Origin of the sequence: Thiogranum longum (genome assembly GCF_004339085.1) — a bacterium.
Taxonomy (GTDB): domain Bacteria; phylum Pseudomonadota; class Gammaproteobacteria; order DSM-19610; family DSM-19610; genus Thiogranum; species Thiogranum longum.
The window spans coordinates 604286-621961 of the sequence record NZ_SMFX01000001.1 but is presented as its reverse complement, the minus strand read 5'-3'; the positions used below and the strand labels follow the sequence as shown (position 1 = coordinate 621961).

Annotated in this window: 18 protein-coding genes and 1 tRNA gene; 6 read left to right on the top strand and 13 right to left on the bottom strand. The window is 54.3% G+C overall.

The annotated features are described in order from the left end of the window. Positions 1–282 precede the first annotated feature (282 nt). The 5 genes from soxX to soxB all read left to right on the top strand — a co-directional run bounded on the left by soxX (position 283) and on the right by soxB (position 4281). Positions 283–663, top strand: coding sequence for a sulfur oxidation c-type cytochrome SoxX (gene soxX / locus DFR30_RS03095; protein ID WP_132971279.1), 381 nt, complete (start codon positions 283–285; stop codon positions 661–663). 42 nt (positions 664–705) lie between these two features. Continuing rightward, positions 706–1170, top strand: a complete 465-nt coding sequence (soxY, locus tag DFR30_RS03090; protein ID WP_132971278.1) for a thiosulfate oxidation carrier protein SoxY — start codon at positions 706–708, stop codon at positions 1168–1170. 22 nt (positions 1171–1192) lie between these two features. Beyond that, complete coding sequence (gene soxZ / locus DFR30_RS03085; protein ID WP_132971277.1) at positions 1193–1504, top strand: thiosulfate oxidation carrier complex protein SoxZ; 312 nt, start codon at positions 1193–1195, stop codon at positions 1502–1504. A 52-nt stretch (positions 1505–1556) separates the two neighbouring features. Next, positions 1557–2393, top strand: coding sequence for a sulfur oxidation c-type cytochrome SoxA (soxA, locus tag DFR30_RS03080; protein ID WP_132971276.1), 837 nt, complete (start codon positions 1557–1559; stop codon positions 2391–2393). Between the two features lie 133 nt (positions 2394–2526). Continuing rightward, positions 2527–4281 carry a thiosulfohydrolase SoxB gene (soxB, locus tag DFR30_RS03075; RefSeq protein ID WP_132971275.1) on the top strand — a complete coding sequence of 585 codons (1755 nt, stop codon included), beginning with the start codon at positions 2527–2529 and terminating at the stop codon, positions 4279–4281. Positions 4282–4361: 80 nt separating this feature from the next. Here soxB and DFR30_RS03070 read toward each other — a convergent pair whose 3' ends face one another. The 5 genes from DFR30_RS03070 to DFR30_RS03050 all read right to left on the bottom strand — a co-directional run bounded on the left by DFR30_RS03070 (position 4362) and on the right by DFR30_RS03050 (position 9579). Beyond that, complete coding sequence (locus tag DFR30_RS03070) at positions 4362–5276, bottom strand: YfdX family protein (RefSeq protein ID WP_132971274.1); 915 nt, start codon at positions 5274–5276, stop codon at positions 4362–4364. Positions 5277–5443: 167 nt separating this feature from the next. Then, the gene (locus DFR30_RS03065; RefSeq protein ID WP_132971273.1) at positions 5444–5989 is read right to left on the bottom strand and encodes a hypothetical protein; all 546 of its coding nucleotides are present in this window, start codon (positions 5987–5989) and stop codon (positions 5444–5446) included. Positions 5990–6305: 316 nt separating this feature from the next. Then, positions 6306–7658 (bottom strand): APC family permease, encoded by a 1353-nt coding sequence (locus DFR30_RS03060; RefSeq protein WP_132971272.1) that lies wholly within the window; start codon positions 7656–7658, stop codon positions 6306–6308. Between the two features lie 103 nt (positions 7659–7761). Next, positions 7762–8490, bottom strand: coding sequence for a Crp/Fnr family transcriptional regulator (locus DFR30_RS03055; protein WP_132971271.1), 729 nt, complete (start codon positions 8488–8490; stop codon positions 7762–7764). Further along, complete coding sequence (locus DFR30_RS03050) at positions 8491–9579, bottom strand: VIT1/CCC1 transporter family protein (RefSeq protein ID WP_132971270.1); 1089 nt, start codon at positions 9577–9579, stop codon at positions 8491–8493. It lies immediately after the preceding gene. A 178-nt stretch (positions 9580–9757) separates the two neighbouring features. Here DFR30_RS03050 and eno point away from each other — a divergent pair, with 178 nt between their 5' ends. Continuing rightward, complete coding sequence (gene eno / locus DFR30_RS03045; RefSeq protein ID WP_132971269.1) at positions 9758–11062, top strand: phosphopyruvate hydratase; 1305 nt, start codon at positions 9758–9760, stop codon at positions 11060–11062. A 147-nt stretch (positions 11063–11209) separates the two neighbouring features. On the opposite strand, the gene DFR30_RS03040 is transcribed toward eno, so the two are convergent. The 8 genes from DFR30_RS03040 to tolA form a co-directional block, all read right to left on the bottom strand. Then, positions 11210–11285 (bottom strand) — tRNA-Lys (locus DFR30_RS03040). 66 nt (positions 11286–11351) lie between these two features. After that, entirely contained in the window at positions 11352–12617 is a 1266-nt protein-coding gene (locus DFR30_RS03035; protein WP_132971268.1) for a YeeE/YedE family protein, read from the bottom strand. 27 nt (positions 12618–12644) lie between these two features. After that, positions 12645–13331: a 7-cyano-7-deazaguanine synthase QueC gene (queC, locus tag DFR30_RS03030; protein WP_132971267.1), complete on the bottom strand. Its 687-nt coding sequence runs from the start codon at positions 13329–13331 to the stop codon at positions 12645–12647. Next, entirely contained in the window at positions 13315–13992 is a 678-nt protein-coding gene (gene queE, locus DFR30_RS03025) for a 7-carboxy-7-deazaguanine synthase QueE (protein ID WP_132971266.1), read from the bottom strand. Before queE ends, queC begins: the two co-directional genes overlap by 17 nt. Positions 13993–14043: 51 nt before the next feature. Beyond that, complete coding sequence (gene ybgF / locus DFR30_RS03020; RefSeq protein ID WP_132971265.1) at positions 14044–14892, bottom strand: tol-pal system protein YbgF; 849 nt, start codon at positions 14890–14892, stop codon at positions 14044–14046. Beyond that, complete coding sequence (gene pal / locus DFR30_RS03015; protein ID WP_132971264.1) at positions 14879–15412, bottom strand: peptidoglycan-associated lipoprotein Pal; 534 nt, start codon at positions 15410–15412, stop codon at positions 14879–14881. Before pal ends, ybgF begins: the two co-directional genes overlap by 14 nt. A 46-nt stretch (positions 15413–15458) precedes the next feature. Next, positions 15459–16766: a Tol-Pal system beta propeller repeat protein TolB gene (tolB, locus tag DFR30_RS03010; RefSeq protein ID WP_207891789.1), complete on the bottom strand. Its 1308-nt coding sequence runs from the start codon at positions 16764–16766 to the stop codon at positions 15459–15461. Then, positions 16763–17629 (bottom strand): cell envelope integrity protein TolA, encoded by an 867-nt coding sequence (gene tolA / locus DFR30_RS03005; RefSeq protein WP_132971263.1) that lies wholly within the window; start codon positions 17627–17629, stop codon positions 16763–16765. The genes tolB and tolA overlap by 4 nt, the downstream gene beginning before the upstream one ends. Positions 17630–17676 lie beyond the last annotated feature (47 nt).

Sequence of the window (17676 nt, the reverse complement as noted above, 5' to 3'; positions counted from 1 at the left end):
CCGGCGACCCCCGTCTTCGCGTCTAGTAACTTGAGAAAATACCCGATTCACGACCTGAAACACGAATTCGACCGGACCCTCAAAGCGTTGCTATAAATCATTATCAGCAAACGCCGCAGCAACTGCTTTGACTCGCCGTAAACAGAGGGCTATAGTCGCGAAAGCATTGGGATTATTGCAGGTTCACAATAACGTGCATGGCTTAGCAGCCGCGCAAAATTCGCCAGATAACTGGCAAAACAAGTACACTTTTTTTAAATGCGCATTGTAAGGAGGATAAAGATGCGGAAATTCCCCAGCATCCTGAAAACAGCAAGTTCTGTGCTGGCGATTGCGAGCAGCCTGGCGCTGCTCCCGGTCACCGGCACCGCTGCCGAGGCACAAACCGCCTCGGTCACTGAACAGGGAAAAGCCCTGTCATTCGACCGCAAGAAAGGCAACTGTCTCGCATGTCACCAGATCGAAGGTGGCAAGCTGGCCGGTAACATCGGCCCGCCACTGATTGCCATGAAAGCACGCTACCCTGACAAGGCAAAGCTACGCGCGCAGATCTGGGATGCCACCAAGGCCAACCCCAACACGATTATGCCACCCTTCGGGCGCAACAAGATTCTCAGCGAAAGCGAGATCGATAAAATTGTCGAGTTTATCTACACGTTATAAACAGCGTGCAGTTCAATACCAGGAGAGATACCAGTGATTAACATGAAACGCAGAACCTTCCTGAAAGGCTCCGTAGCCGCAGGCGCAGTCAGTGCCGCTGTGGGTGCAGGCCTGTTAACCCCGCGAGCCGTTCTGGCCGCCTGGCCAACAAATGCATTCCAGGCAACCAGTGTAGACGCTGCACTCGACGCACTAGCCGGCTCACATGCCATGCAGGCTTCGGACAAGGTTCAGATCGATGCACCGGATCTGGGCGAAAACAGCGCAGTGGTACCGGTCAAGGTCACCAGCCAGCTGGCTGATATCGAATCTATCAGCATTATTGTCGACAAGAACGCATCACCACTGACCGCTTCCTTCATCCTCGGCCCGGGCGTAGAGGGCTTTGTCAACACGCGCATCAAGATGGGCAAGACATCCAACGTCATTGCTGTCGTCAAGGCGGGTGGCAAGCTGTACAGCGCGCAGAAAGAGGTCAAGATCACCATCGGTGGTTGTGGCGGTTAACCAGGATTCAGAGGAAAGAAACATGTCAACTATCAAGATTCGGGCAAAAGCCGGCGACAAGGTTACCAAGGTCAGTGCACTGATCGAGCACCCCATGGAAACCGGCCTGCGTAAAGACAAAAAAACGGGCAAGAAAATTCCTGCCCACTTCATCCAGGAGGTGGTCTGTGAGCTAAATGGCACTGTTGTGCTGACAGCGCTGTGGGGGCCTGCAGTTTCAAAGCGCCCATTCCTGCAGTTCAAGGTTGAAGGCGCCAAGAAGGGCGATACCATCAAGCTGAGCTGGGTCGATAACAAGGGCGAGAAAGACTCCGCCGAGGCCAAGATTGCCTGATGCTGATCAGACAATCCAACCGACCAACACCCCATACGGAGGCAGACAACTCATGAAAAAACTGCTCACCATCGCCACGACCCTCGGCCTGATGTTTTCAGGATCAATCGCGGTTCAGGCTAGTCCACAGCAGGATCTGAAAGAATTCCGCAGCTACTTTGCCAAGCGGTTCCCCGACGTTCCCTTCCAGGAATTTGTCAACGGCGTGTACGCCATCGACAAGGCTTCCCGGGCGCAATGGGAATCCATTGAAGAGTTTCCACCCTACGAACTCAGTATCGACAAGGGCAAGAAGCTGTTCGAAACCCCGTTCGCAAACGGCAAGACCTATGCAAGTTGTTTCCGCAACGGCGGCATGGGTATCAAGCAGGACTACCCCTACTTTGATACCAGTAGCGGCAAGGTCGTCACACTCGAAGGCGCGATCAATGACTGTCGCGTGAAGAATGGTGAAAAGCCACTGGGCTGGAAGAAAGGCAAGATAGCCGATATTTCCGCCTACATGGCCTACACCTCACGCGGGAACAAGACCAACGTCAAAATTCCGGCTGACACGGCTGCCATGGCAGCCTACGAACGTGGCAAAAACCACTTCTATGCCAAACGCGGACAGCTGAACATGTCCTGTGCAGACTGCCACCAGTGGAATGCAGGCAACCGCATTCGTGCCGACCTGTTGAGTCCAGCACTCGGTCAAACGACCCACTTCCCGGTTTACCGTTCCAAGTGGGGAGCGCTTGGCACCATCCACCGTCGTTACGGCGGCTGTAACAAGCAGGTTCGCTTCAAGCCTTTCAAGGCACAGAGTGATGAGTACAAGGCACTTGAATACTTCCACACCTATATGAGCGACGGTCTGGAACTCAACGGCCCGGGGGCTCGCAAGTAATCGCAAGCCACCCCGTAAAGCCCGGTCTCTGACCGGGCTTTTTTGTTTATGCCAATAGGAATAAACTTGCCTCGTTCGCGTCTTTTCAGACAACTTTTACAACTGCCTGCACCAAAACCCGGGAAGACCAAATATGAATATCAGTCGTCGTGAATTTCTCCAGATGCTCGCCGTTGCGAGTGCTTCAGGTATTTCCCTGAGTGCCTGCGACTCGGATGCACCCGCCCCCTCTGCCGGCGTGACGCCTTCGTCAGCGCCTCTGCAGCCCTACGAGATGCTTCCCTATGGGAATGTCTCCCTGATGCACTACACAGATTGTCACGCACAACTACAGCCCATTTATTTCCGCGAACCGAATATCAACCTCGGTATCGGTAACATGCGTGGCCAGCCGCCACACCTGGTCGGAGAGAAGTTCCTTGCCTACTACGGCATCAAGCCAGGTTCGCGCGAAGCCCATGCCTTCACCTATCTGAATTTTACCGAGGCGGCAAAAAAATTCGGCAAAGTCGGCGGCTTCTCCCACTTCGCCACACTGTTGAAGAAAGTGCGCGCACAACGCCCCGGGGCGCTGCTGCTGGACGGTGGTGACACCTGGCAGGGCTCCGGCACCTCGTACTGGACCAATGCCCAGGACATGGTCGATGCCCAGAAGCTGCTCGGCGTGGACGTCATGACCGCCCACTGGGAAATGACCTACGGCGCAGACCGCGTCACCGAGATCATCGAGAAAGATTTCAAGGGACAAATCGACTTTGTCGCCCAGAATATTTTCAGCACCGAGTGGGAAGAGCCTGTCTTCAAGCCCTACGTAATAAAGGAAATCAACGGCGTCCCGACTGCCATCATTGGCCAGGCCTTCCCCTATACGCCTATCGCCAACCCCCGCTACATGGTACCTGACTGGAGTTTCGGCATTCGCGACGAGCGGATGCAGAAAATGGTTGACCAGGCCCGCGGTGAGGGCGCACAGGTCGTCGTCGTGCTGTCACATAACGGTATGGATGTCGACCTGAAGATGGCTTCACGGGTTACGGGTATAGACGCCATTATGGGCGGGCACACGCACGATGCCATTCCCCGTCCGGTCATCGTCGACAACGCCAGTGGCAAGACACTGGTGACCAACGCCGGCTCCAATGGCAAATTCCTTGGCGTACTCGATTTCGACGTCCGCAACAGCAAGGTGCAAGGCTACCGCTATCACCTGATGCCGATCTTCTCCAACCTGCTGGAAGCAGACAACGAGATGGAAACGTATATCAATAAAATGCGCAAGCCCTATGAAGCCAGGCTGGCTGAAGAACTGGCCGTCACTGATGAGCTTCTGTACCGTCGTGGCAACTTCAACGGCACGTTCGACCAGCTTATCTGTGACGCACTGATGGACGTTCAGGGCGCAGAGATATCACTGTCACCAGGCTTCCGCTGGGGCGTAAGCGTGTTGCCGGGCGAGGCCATTACTTTCGAGCACGTGATGACACAGACAGCCATTACCTACCCTACTGTCACGCTCAATAATACGACCGGCACTCGCATCAAGGAAATCCTCGAAGATGTTGCCGACAACCTGTTCAATAAAGACCCCTACTACCAGCAGGGTGGCGACATGGTGCGCGTTGGTGGACTGAAATACAGCATCGACCCGAACGCCGCCATGGGCTCGCGCATCAGTGACATGGAACTGGATGGCAAGCCGATCAGTGCCAGCAAGGAATACTCCGTTGCCGGCTGGGCCAGCGTTGGTCAGCCGCTTGAAGGCAAGCCGATCTGGGACGTGGTCAGCGAATACCTGCGCGACAAGAAGACCATCTCGCACATGGAACTCAATGAACCAAAGATCAAGGGTGTCGAAGGCAACCCTGGCTACGCGCCGGTCAAATCATAACCAGCTGAGAAGATACCCCGGCCTGTCCATTGCCGCTCCTGTAGCGAATGCGGCAACGGATCAGCCGGGATTTTTCTAATCTACTTCTTTTCCTTGCCACTGGTAAATTTGTCGACCAGCTTGCCAAAGCCATTTTTCACGTCATCGAACAGCTGCCCGGTTTTACTTTTACCCTTGAGTGCTTGCTCAATATCCTCGATATTTTTCTTTAACGTCTTGTAGTCATCCTTTGTGTCGTAAAAATAACCGAGCTGCCTGGCAATTTCCAACTGCACTGAGGCATATTCCAGATCTCTAAGCGCCTCGTCCTTGTCAGATGCCTGCACGGCCATGGCATCCTCGATAGCACCCTGCGCCAGAACCACAGGCAGCGGCATGACCAGCGTATCTTTAACCAGTGTTCCCATGGCTTCAATCAGCGTTGCCCGGGCTTTCCGGCTCTGGTTAGCCGTAATTTCCCGCACTGCACGCTTGATGGCATCAGGGTAGGTTTCCATCGGGATATATATTGTTTCAGTAACAACTTCACTGCGCATTCCGCTCAGCAACGCGCGCGCGCCCTGTACATCACCACTTTCCAGCAAGTCATCCACTGCATCAAGATCAGCTTTAACCTGTTTCGGTGTCGTAATCAGCTCATAAGTCCTGACCTCAGTGGCTATAGGAATCAATTTGAGCGACGGATTGGCCGCCATAGCTACTTCAAGTTTGCCACTGGCTATCTCGAGCTTTTTGACGGCCACATCTTTTTTACCGTCTTTCAGCAAGCTAATAGCTTCATCAACCGACTTGAGTGCTGCCATTGCTTCAGCACTGAACTTCTCCTGCTTTTTTTCTGCGGCCTTTTCAGCCTGGGTAACCGCACCCTGTTTGACGACATCTGGCTGCACAGCGGCGACCGACATGTTATTCATTACTACCAACGGAACACTCAAAACACCAGCCAGCACCCAGCCGGGCAAAATTCCACGGGTTTTGCCATTCGAAATATCCATTCTTCAGTTCTCCTGTTAAATACCGTTATGCAAGGCACACTGCCTGCCTGGATGCTAATATCAGGGACAGTAAAATTCTGTCATCTGAATGACAGTTGGAAAGAAATTGAGGATGATTTCAGGCTGAAGTTCTACCTGCCTGACGGGCAGCAGCTTTCCCGCCCCGGTTACGCCCGCCTGCTGAAACGCGAGATAAAGTGGTGAAGAACCAGGAAAAATATAGCCAGCAGAACTAACACCCACAGGTACCGCTCGATGTAAGCCAGCACCAGCAGACCTGCCGCAAGGAAAATCCCGGCAAGTCTGAATACCCAACCCATACGAATACCAGCAACAAAGGTCGACAGCGCGAATAACAACAACAGTATCAGACCGGTCGTTTCATTATTAAGACGGCCAATCTGCTGAATAACAAACACCATCTGTGCCGCCGCCAGCAATGCCAGCCATTGCAGACCATGATTCCAGAGCACCGTTACCCAGGGGTATTTACCATTACGAACATGTGGCCACTCGGTCACCAGGCTGGCAATGAAAAATACCGGCACCATGGCCATCCAGTAGGTGTGACTGCGGGCAGGGGATATATTGGTTATTGCGACACCAATAAAGGAGCAACCCAGCAATACGAACAGTGTAACCAGATCAACGAGGTGGCGAGCTGAGTTGTCATGGCTTGTTTTTACCGGATTACCTGTTTCAGACTCAGACATTATTTATCTCCTGTAACCCGCTTATAGACTCATCGCGCCAGGTCGCGATGCTACCCGGATAACGCTGCCGCAACCTTACCTGATGACCCACATCAAGGGATGTCACTTGGGTTGCAGACAACACATCCTGTCAACACGCCACACTTCAGCTACTGAACCCGTGTTCTACGTAACCACCCTGCACCTGGCAGCCAGTCGCGGGGCAACAGCGCTACAACCGAACAGGCAGATGGCTTTGCCGAAGTCTTTCCCTAGCACAAGTTCGTAATTGTCAGAATACTACAGGCGCTCAGCCATGGCGTGTAATCACACCCCTTTAACGTTCCAGTCTTTTTAAGCTGTTTTCTTCCAACGTCTTGAGGGTTGACACAATTTGCCTGCCGACTGTTCTGTTGTTCAAGAGACGCAGCAACACCTCAAAAATGAATGCCAGGAAAAATATTCCGGCAATATAATAAATGATATGCGGCATGGACTTCGACGTGTACGCGATAGCGAACCACGCCGCGCCGAATGTTCCTGTGACGGCAGCCATAATCCACCAACGATTTGCGCCCGTCTGTTTGTACTTGAAAAGATGCCCTGTATGGGTAAAGCCCTGAATCAGAAGAACTGCAATGGCGGCGATTGTTGCCACCTGCCCAAGATTAAAAAACAGGATCAGCGGCGTTATCAGCAATGCGGAGATTATCAGACCCTCCGTATTGTGGAAAATATTGTAGTCGTAGACTTCGGGAAGATCGCCATCCTTGGCCAGGGTATAACTGATCTGCGTCACAGCATAGAGCGTAGCATTGATTGCAGATGCTGTGGCCAGGAGTGCTGCTGCTGCCATAATCCTGAACCCCCACGCACCAAAAGCGGGTTTCGCAGCCTCAGCAAGCGCGTAATCCTTATCCTTGACAATGGTATCAAGTGGCAAATTCCCAAACACAGCAATCGTAACAGCAATATAAAGCACCGCTACCAGTCCGATTGCCCAGAACATGGCCCGAAGCATTGTTTCTTTCGGGTCTTGCATATCTTCAACGCTGTTAGTAATAACGCTAAAGCCCTGGTAGGCAAAAAAAGTAAGCCCCAGCGCGTAGAAAATATTGACAAGCTCCGGTGCCTTGTCAATAACCAGATTCGAGGGATGTATAAAAAACAGGGCCGCGACTGCAAAAGCAATCAACACGGCCAACTTGATAACAACAATGATATTTTCCGCCCTGGCAACCAGTGCAGCGCCAATGAGATTTATACATACAAAAAACAGCAGGATTCCGATGCTAAAAAGATTACTGTACAGCGGCGTAACACCTTCACTCATATAAGTGGCTGCATAGGTACCAAAGGATTTTGCCACAGCGGCGAGCGCAACCAACTGGGCAAAATAAAACAAAATGCCCAGCGAGCCGGATAAAACACCCTCACCATAACCCTGCACCAGGTATTCAATAATGCCACCACGGCTCGGGTAGTAAACTGCAAGTTTACTCAGAGAGTAACCGCATAACAGTGCAATGATTCCACCCACCAGAAAAGAAACTGTGACAAGGCTCCCCGCTATGGCGCCTGCTTCACCAATCACGATAAATATCCCGGCACCCACCATGGAACCGATACCAAGGAAGACCGCACTCAAAAGACCAAACGCCTTCGTTTCAGATTTTCCCTGTTTGTTCATTATATACCTTCATAGTTTCCGGGAGCGGGTTATCAACCTGGCATTAGCTGTTGCAGTGAAAACGAAATCGGGTGTGGAACCTGAAAATTTATGCTTGTCTCTATCATTCGCGTGACAAAAACTTTTCGGCCTTTTCTTTCAGCGCTCCCAGCTCGGCTACCACCAGATGATGGGAGTCACGATCCAAAATGCCCTGATTACGCATTGCCCTAAGATGCTTGTTCACTACCTGCCGTGTCGCGCCTATCATATGCGCAAGCGCATCGTGATGCAGGTCATGGATCAGTCTGACGGAATGACCACCTTGCCCGGAGGATGCACCAGGAATGGTGTGGCGTAAAATCAGCCGGGCCAGCCGGGTCAAGGTATCTTTTGTAGCAAGATCTGTTGCCAGTTCCTCGATTGTGCGCATCTGCTCCCCCAGGTAAGGCAGAAAGTTCCGGTTGAACTCCGGGTGCAAGCTTATCCATTCACGCACGGTTTGCCTGGGTGCGCTGAGCAGTTGAAGATCGTCAAGTGCCACTGGTAAAATTTCGTGCGGTTGATTATCCAGCAGCGATATAACATCAAATCCATCCCCCGGACCCAGTAAAAAAAGCGTTATACGGTTTCCCGATGCAGCGTCGATACGTTGAATTTTAACGCGGCCATCAATAATCAGGTAGAAACGCTCTGTTAACGAAACCCCGCCTGTCACAACACCCTGACGCCAGGTCGTGTGGTGAAACTCCCCCAGCATATCGGCCAGGATTTCATCTGACAGCCCGCTGAATACCGGTGATTGTGAGAGTTTTTTCTTATAATGCAGATAAAGTGGTGAGTCTGTCTTCATTCAGACCCCCACACCGAACAGTGCTTGCATGATGTATCCAAACAGGTAGGCGAGCCCCGCAGCAGAAAACCCGGACACGACCATCTCCATAATCTTGCCACGCAGTGATATACCGGATACCAGTGCAATCATAGCACCGACCAGGGCAAGCGCCAGACCGGCAAAACCAATGGAACCCAGCACTGCCTGCTGCGATGAGTCAGCCAGGAAATAGGGCAATACCGGGAAGGCGACACCGAACAAATAGGCGCCACCGGTAAAGAAAGCCGAACGCCACTCATTCTCAGGGCTGTCCTGGAACAGCAGCTTCGTCAGTACGTCCTGCTGCGTACCAAGACGCTCGGCAACCTCAACACTGATATCCTCGGGAAGACCCGAGCCTTGCAGTCGCTCGCGGTATTCCTCCACGGCGCGCTGCGGTGATACAGCAAACAGGATTTCCATTCGTGCGCGTGTACTTTCATTAATCTGGCGCTGTGAACGCACGGAGATGAAAGCCCCTATACCCATTGATAGTGCACCGGCAACGCCCACTACCAGTCCGCTGACAGCCACTAGCAGAAGATTGCCGGCATAGGCGGCTGAAAGACCGGTCACGGTACCGAGAATCTCGACCAGCCCGTCGTTCATGCCCAGCACGAAATCCCGCACGTTGCCCAGTGCCGAAGCATTCTGCTCCTCGCGAAAGCTCGATTCGTGTTCAAGCTCGTCGATAATGATGTCACGCAGGCTATTGCGCTCCTCATCGTTCAATACGCCCTCATTCCATACCCGGTAATAGGTATGGGCGGCGCCCGTTTCACCCAGCTCCAGTGCCGATACCAGCCATACCGGTCCGACCAGCCGTAGCAACAGTTGCAGCACCCACAATCGCAGGCGTTTTGGCTGAACTTTCGGTACCAGCTGGTCATGCTGACGTAGCAGTCCGGCCCAGAAATTCGCGTGATGCAGCTCCGTATCTGCCACGCGCTGTAACAGTTGTGCCAGGTGCGGGTCGCGTACACCCCCGGCCAGCGTGCGGTAAGTGATGTGGTCATTCATCTCATCGAGATAAAAATGCCGCGCCTGCGCACAAAAAGTGGTGTTCATACAACCAATGTGCGATAACAGCGGGCAAGCGGGGCCGGGGAACAGTCGCGTGAATGTATAAAAACGTATGGCATACTGCCATTCTTTATGATTACCGCAGATAATGCAAAGCAGTTGAAGAGACACATGAAGGCGCCGCGTTCTACGGTTGGCCCGGTGTAACAATGGAGGTTGTTCCATGGACAGCGCGATCACCGGACTTCATGCCCGGGAAATACTGGACTCACGTGGCAACCCGACGGTTGAAGTTGAATGCACACTGATGTCCGGCATGGTCGCACGTGCCGCTGTGCCTTCCGGTGCCTCTACCGGCAGCCGTGAAGCTGTTGAATTACGAGACGGTGACAAGACACGTTTTCGCGGCAAGGGCGTTACTCATGCCGTGGCCAACGTCAATGGAGAAATTGCTGCAGCGCTGATGGGCAGTGATGTACGACAGCAGGCGGTGATCGACCACACCATGATTGCGCTGGATGGTACTGCCAACAAGGGTCGGCTGGGCGCCAACGCCCTGCTTGGTGTTTCACTGGCGGTTGCCCGTGCCGCCGCCATGCACAGTGGCCTCGCACTGTTCCAGTATCTGGGCGGCCCAGGCGCCACGCGGCTGCCAGTACCACATATGAATATACTCAACGGCGGCGTGCACGCACACTGGCAGGGTGCTGACTTCCAGGAATTCATGATCGCGCCTTTCGGTGCGAGCAATTTCCATCAGGCCCTTGAATGGGGCAGCGAGATTTACCAGACATTGCGGGACCTTCTGGAAGACAAACAGTTGTCCGTCGGCGTGGGTGACGAAGGGGGTTTCGCCCCGCACGTCAGCTCCAACGAGGAGCCCTTCGAATTAATTACCCAGGCTATCCAGCAAGCTGGTCTGCGGCCGGGTACGGATGTTGGAATCGCCTGTGATCCAGCATCCAGCGAATTTTTCAAAGACGGTCACTACCGGCTGCGCCGCGAGGGACGCGTCCTGACAGCGATAGAGATGGTAGATTACTGGGATAAGCTCGCGCAACATTACCCGCTGGTGTTACTGGAAGACGGCATGGCTCAGGATGACTGGGAAGGCTGGAAGCTTCTAAACCAGCGTCTCGGTTCACGTATCGAACTGGTCGGCGATGATATTTTCTGCACAAACCCGGAAATCATCGCACGTGGCATCAAGGAAAACATTGCCAACGCAGTATTGATAAAACTCAACCAGATTGGCACCCTGACAGAAACCATCGCCGCCACCCGACTGGCGCGCAACCACGGCTGGGGGGCCTTTGTGTCACACCGTTCCGGCGAGACGGTAGACAGTTTTATTGCAGACATGACCGTAGCCCTGGACAGTGGACACCTCAAGACCGGGGCACCGGCCCGCGGTGAGCGGGTTGAAAAGTACAACCAGCTGTTACGCATCGAAGAGCAGCTCGGCAATGCTGCCAGTTATGCCGGCGCCAGCGCCTACGTTCGTCCACCTGTCGTTGCGATGTTATGACAAACCCCTGGAAGAGCAGTCATATATTTGCAATAGTCCCAGCGCAGAATAAGCAGTGAGTGTACTGCGGAGTATGACATCATGGTTCGTGACACCGATCCGCCACAAAAGTCGGGGCTCGGAAAGAGCCCCGGAACTGTTTTATTTTGGTGGGTCGTATAGGATTCGAACCTATGACCAATTGGTTAAAAGCCAACTGCTCTACCAACTGAGCTAACGACCCGGAAAGCCCGGCATGATACCGAACCGGCCAAAAATGACAAGCCCGGGCCGTTGGCAGGCTACCTGACTAGACCGCTTCAAGCCGTCGTAGCGCCTTGGGTAACAGATGCATGTCAACCAGTGAGGTCAACAGCGCCGCCGCAAAGCTGGCGTCGTCCTCATACACCATTTTGTAGTACTGGATCTTCATTGTCAGAGCACTACCCAGAACTATACCGATAAAAGCAATAAACGACCCCAGCGCCAGGGTGGAAATACCGGTAATACCCTGCCCTATGGTGCAACCCAGTCCCAGCACACCGCCAAATCCCATCAGGATGGCACCAATAAAATGATTGAAGAAGTCCCTGAGCGAAACGAACCATTCAAAACGGAAACTGCGACTCAGCAGCGACCAGAGCATGGAACCAAGGATCACGCCAGCGACAGCCATGACACCAAAAGTCAGGTACGCGGAATTAAAACCGGACACGGTATAACCGGCTGTCTGCCCCATGGGATTGATAAAGGTAAAAGACTGCGGCATCAGGGGTCGGGTGTCGGCTGGCTTCCCTTCATCCGTATCAGCGACGAAATCCCACTGCTGGGCAAAAGATTGCAGGGTGTATTGCTCACCGTCGATGTCGATCTGCACATTACTGGTCACGTACCAGGCAGCCAGTACTGCCAGACCGACAGCCAGTCCACCCAGCACATTGTCGAAACTGCCACGGAAACTGCGTGAACTGAAGACAATAAATAACAGCAATACCCCCAGTGCACCCCCAATGATCATGCGTGCATTTGCGGCACCTTCACTGCCGGCGACCAGTGTTCCAAGATCCTGGCTGGAACCCAGCTCAACCGCCAGCGGGCGAATCCAGTTATAGAAAAGGACGGTAAACAGCGTCTGATCCGAATCGGGAAACGGGTTGACCATGAAATAGGCAACCACCGCAATGACTGCAAATACCAGGATCGATTTGAAATTACCGCCACCAATACGCACCAGGCATTTGTTGCCGCAACCACTGGCCAGCGTCATGCCAATGCCAAACATAATACCGCCCAGCAGGTTTTCGGCCCAGATTAACTGCGATCCGCGATACGGCGGGAACGAGGCGTCGGCATTAACCAGCCCGTAGGGTTCCAGGGCGGTCACGCCCAGCACAGCGATTGCAATGGCAAACAACCAGGCGCGGAATCGACCGGTATCACCTATATTGACCCAGTCAGACACCGCGCCCATGGTGCAGAAATTGGTTTTATTGACGATGGCGCCCATCAGCAGCGCAATCGCAAAAACAGCCCAGAGAAAAAAGGACTGCGCGGAGACAAAACTGTCAAATGTCATAACGTGGGTTCCTCTGAATGAATCTGATCATGACCGGTAGTCTGTTGGGTCATCAATTCCCGCTACAGCAAAGCCTGCGGCCCGCAACCGGCAGGAGTCGCACTTCCCACAGGCCCGCCCGGCATTGTCGGCAGCGTAACAGGAGATGGTTAGCCCATAGTCTAGCCCAAGACCGACCCCGGTACGGATGATTTCGGCCTTGCTCATCTTGATGAGCGGAGCCCGTACCGTGAAATTACCACCCTCTACACCTGCCCGGGTTGCTAGCCGACAAAGACGCTGGAAAGCCTCAATATATTCCGGCCGGCAGTCCGGGTAGCCGGAATAATCGACCGCATTTACACCGATAAACAGGTCCCACGCACCCAGCACTTCAGCCCAACCAAGCGCCAGGGAAAGAAAAACAGTATTGCGCGCAGGCACATAGGTGACCGGAATACCTTCAGCAGACTGCTCCGGCACCTCAATTTTCGCGTCTGTCAGTGCTGAGCCACCAAACGCCCCAAGATCCAGGGGAATTATCTTGTGTTCAACGACGCCGATTGCATTCGCCACCCGCTGCGCTGCCTTGAGTTCCGCACGGTGCCGCTGTCCATAATCCAGGCTCAAAGCATAACAGGCGAAGCCCTGCTCACGCGCCAGTGCCAGCGTCGTGGCTGAATCCAGCCCGCCAGACAACAGGACCACCGCTTTGCGCTCAGCGGCCTGGCTCATCGCCCCACAGAATTTTATGTAGCTGAATCTGGAACCGCACCGGGAGTCGGTCTGCAATGATCCATTCGGCCAGCGTAGCAGCATCCTGCTGACCAAACGCCGGCGAGAAAAGCACCTCGCAGTGTCGGTCAATAGCGTGCTGCTCCAGCATCTGGCAGGCCCAGAGGTAATCCTCGCGATTACAGATCACGAATTTCACCTGGTCACGCGGCACGAGATACTTCAGATTTTCAAAGCGGTTTTTATCGACTTCCCCTGAAGCGGGGGTCTTGAGATCCATCACTTTCATGACGCGCGTATCGACCTGGCTGATGTCCAGTGCACCACTGGTCTCGAGCGAGACCCGATATCCCGTCTCACACAGCCGTTCCAGCAGCAGCAGGCTGGCAGGTTGCGCAAGAGGCTCCCCTCCCGTCACTGTGACGTGCTTCACCTGGTAGTCTCCTACCCGGGATACAACATCACTGGTTGCCATAATTTCGCCGCCACGAAAGGCATATGCTGTGTCGCAGTACTGGCAACGTAACGGACAGCCGGTCAGACGAATAAACACCGTAGGCAAGCCGATAGTGGTCGATTCGCCCTGCAGGGAAATAAATATCTCGCTGACACGGAGCCGCTCAGCCGGCTGATGCGATGAAGTGTGAAGAACAGGCTGCATGCCATTATCTTACCACTAAAGCGCTTACAGCGGCCCTGCCGGTGACAGGCGCTATTTTGCCGGGATATGGCCTTCCTGCTTCATCCGGTCCAGGCGTTTCTGTGCCAGCCTGGCAGTGGAACTGTCAGGGAAACGCTTTACCACCTGCCCAAGCAAGTCTGCTGCGGCCTTCCAGTCCTTCAACTCGTAATGGCTATAGCCCATTTTCAGCATGGCCCCCGGTACTTTGGGGCTATCGGGAAAGCGCTCCAGCAGCTTTCCGAATTCTTCCAGCGCCGCCCTGAAGTCTCGTGTGACATAGTAGACCTCACCCAGCCAGTACTGCGCATTGTCGGCGTAACTGCTGCCCGGATATTTCTTCAGAAATTCGCGAAATGCCGAAGCAGCCTCGTCGTAGCGCAGCTCATTGAGGATGGCCAGCGCATTGTCGTAATCCTTGCGCTCAGCGGCCGGATCCAGTGTGGACACCGGGGCCACTTTCACAACGCTTTTATCCGACGCGGGCAAGGGTGCCGAGGAAGCTGCCGGAGTAACCGCAATACCAGCCACAGGCGGCTTTACACTCCCCGACGAGATCACGGCGGCTCCTGTTTGTGCCGGCACACTGCTCTGTACACCGGCTGTTTCCAGGCGGTGCAAGCGCCGATCGATGTCGACATACAGATCACGCTGCCGTTTCTTCAGGCTGTCCATCTCATGTGCCTGCACTTCCAGCTCGCCACGCAGCTGCTGCACTTCTTTCTGCAACACCGCAACCTGGTCAGACAGTTCAACCAGTCCCCTGCTGTCCAGCTTTCGTTCCAGTTGCTGAATACGGGTTTCCAGTTCTGACTTGCTGACCGACCAGGCCGGCGTCGAAAACAACAGGCCGGCTATAATGATGCTTCTAGTAGCCCACATAAACCAGTTCCACGCGACGGTTCATACTCCAGGCCGATTCATCGTGACCCTCGACAGCGGGCTTTTCCTCGCCATAGCTGACGGTGGTAATCTGCTGTGGCGAGACACCCTGAAACTCCAGCATACGGCGTACGGCCTGTGCGCGACGCTCCCCAAGCGCAATATTGTATTCGCGCGCGCCACGTTCATCGGTATGTCCTTCAACCGAAACCTTGACGTCCGGGTTAGCGGATAAAAATGCCGCATGGGCGGCAATCAGCGCCCTGTCCTGTTCCGCGACCTCATCGCTGTCATAGGCAAAGTAGATTACCCGCTGCGATAATGGGCTGTTGGGGTCTGACAATGAGTCGATGCTTAAATCGCCATAGCCGGTAGCACCACTCGTGGTTGCACCTTCATAACCACCAGACGCTCCCCGATCCTCGACAGCTACATCACCTTCCTTGCTGCCACCGGTCGAACTACATGCCGCAAGCCAACCCAGCGTGGCCATAACCAGCAAAAATTTTATCAAATTCATTGTTACGCTCCTTTACCTAAAATTAAACAGGGAATCCAGTCTGTACTCAACGCTGCCGGTTATAAGGCGACCATACCGGCTCTCTCACATCACCTTTCTGAACACTCAAGCGTTGCCGAATGCGGCCATCGCTGGAGACCGCCGCCAGCACACCGCGACGGTCTGCCTCGGTGGCATAAATAATCATACTGCCATTGGGCGCGAAACTGGGGGATTCATCCAGTTTGCCGTCACTCACCACGCGCAGCAACCCGCTGTCCAGGTCGAGTACGGCAATGCGATAACGACCACGATCTCCGCTCACCATCGCAAGCTGACGTCCGTCCGGTGAAAAATCTGCGCTGGCGTTGTAACTGCCTTCAAAGGTCAGGCGCTTCGCCTGCCCACCACTCGATGCCATCCGGTACAGCTGCGGGCTGCCGCCCCGGTCGGACGTAAATACTATACTGCTTCCATCCGGTGACCAGGCCGGCTCGGTATCGATCGCCGGGCCAACAGTCAGGCGCTTCAACTGGCCGTCTTTCAGCCGTAGCGTGTAGATTTCCGGGTTGCCGTCACGTGACAGGGTCAATGCCAGCCGGCTCCCGTCCGGTGACCAGGCCGGCGCACCATTAATGCCCTCAAACCCGGCCACCTTGCGCCGCTTGCCGGTCGAGGCATCCTGAATGAAGACGGAAGCACGGCGCTTCTCGAAGGAGACATAAGCCAGCTGGCGACCATCCGGCGACCAGGCCGGCGACATCAACGGCTCGCGCGAGGTCAGTAACGTTCTCGCGTTGAACCCGTCGCTGTCGGCGAGCAACAGACGGTATTCCTTATGGTCCGCTTTCTTCTCTGCCTCGACATAGGCAATGTGCGTTGCAAACGCGCCCGGCTCGCCAGTCAGCTTTTCATAAATAATGTCGCTGACACGGTGGGCGACATATCGCAGCTGGGCTGCCGTGGCGGGAATACTGTGACCTGTTATCTGACGCCCACGATATACATCGAACAGGCGGAACTGGATGCGATACTTGTCATCACCGGCTGTCTCGACCTTTCCAATAACCAGGTTGTCCACGCCCAGTGTTCGCCAGTCCTGGAAACGGACCTGCTTGATATCACTTGGTTTTGACAGCATATCGCGTTCATCGACAGGCGCAAAACGACCGCTGCGCGCAAGGTCGGCCGCAATAATGCCGGATACATCCTGCGGTGGCGGATAACGGTTATTACTGGTATCGAATGGCACCACCGCGATCGGTGCAGCGCCTTCCATACCCTGAGTGATTTCAATCGTCAGCGCTGCATGCGCAACACCAGACAGCAGCAGCGAGACGAAGAACGACAGTTTTACCAAAGCTTGTATTTTCATGAATCAGGATTGAACTCAAACGTTATTGAACGAAATTTCTCCATCACCTCGGGATCCGGCGGTACCGGCAGGGGCGATGCCTTGAATACGGCCGCCTCCACCGAACGGTCAAATGCCGCATTGCCACTCCCACGTACAATCTTTACATCAACCACCTCACCGCCAGGAATCAGCCTGACGTTCACCACACACGACAGGCTTGAACTGCCAGCGGAGGGGCGAATCCAGCTTCGCTGTACCTTTTCTTTTATGTACAGGCCGTACTCGTCAATCATACGCTGCATTGCCGAGTCGCGCTGCGCGCGTAAACGTTCCTGCTCGGCTGCCAGGCGTTCCCGCATTTCGGCCTCGGCCTTTTGTCGCGCCTCTTCCGCCTTGCGCTTCTTTTCAGCCTCGGCCTTTTGTCGTGCTTCTTCCATCTTACGTTTCTTTTCGGCCTCGGCCTTTTTGCGTACTGCCTCGGCCTTGCGTTTCTTTTCAGCCTCGGCCTTTTTGCGTACTGCTTCAGCCTTGCGTTTCTTCTCGGTCTCGGCCTTTTTTTTCAACTCGGCCTTACGCTTCTTTTCAACTTCTGCCTGTTTATGCGCTGCCTCGACCCGTTGTTTTTTCTCGGCTTCCGCCTTGCGTTTTTCTTCGGCGAGCTGCTTCTTTTCCTGCTCGCGCTTCAGCCGCGCCTGCTCGGCACGCTGCTTTTCCTGCTGCCTGGTCGCCTCGAGCTTCTTTTTGCTCTCAACCTCTGCATCCAGCTTGCGTGCATCAATCGCGATTGCCTGTATCGGTGCCGGCTTGCGCGCAGTACTGGGCGACGGACTCCAGTCCAGACTGAACATCAGCACCGCGAGCAGTGCAAGATGGGCAAGCACGGCATAGATAAAGGATCGCGGATATTTACGCAGAAATCGCAGTAGCT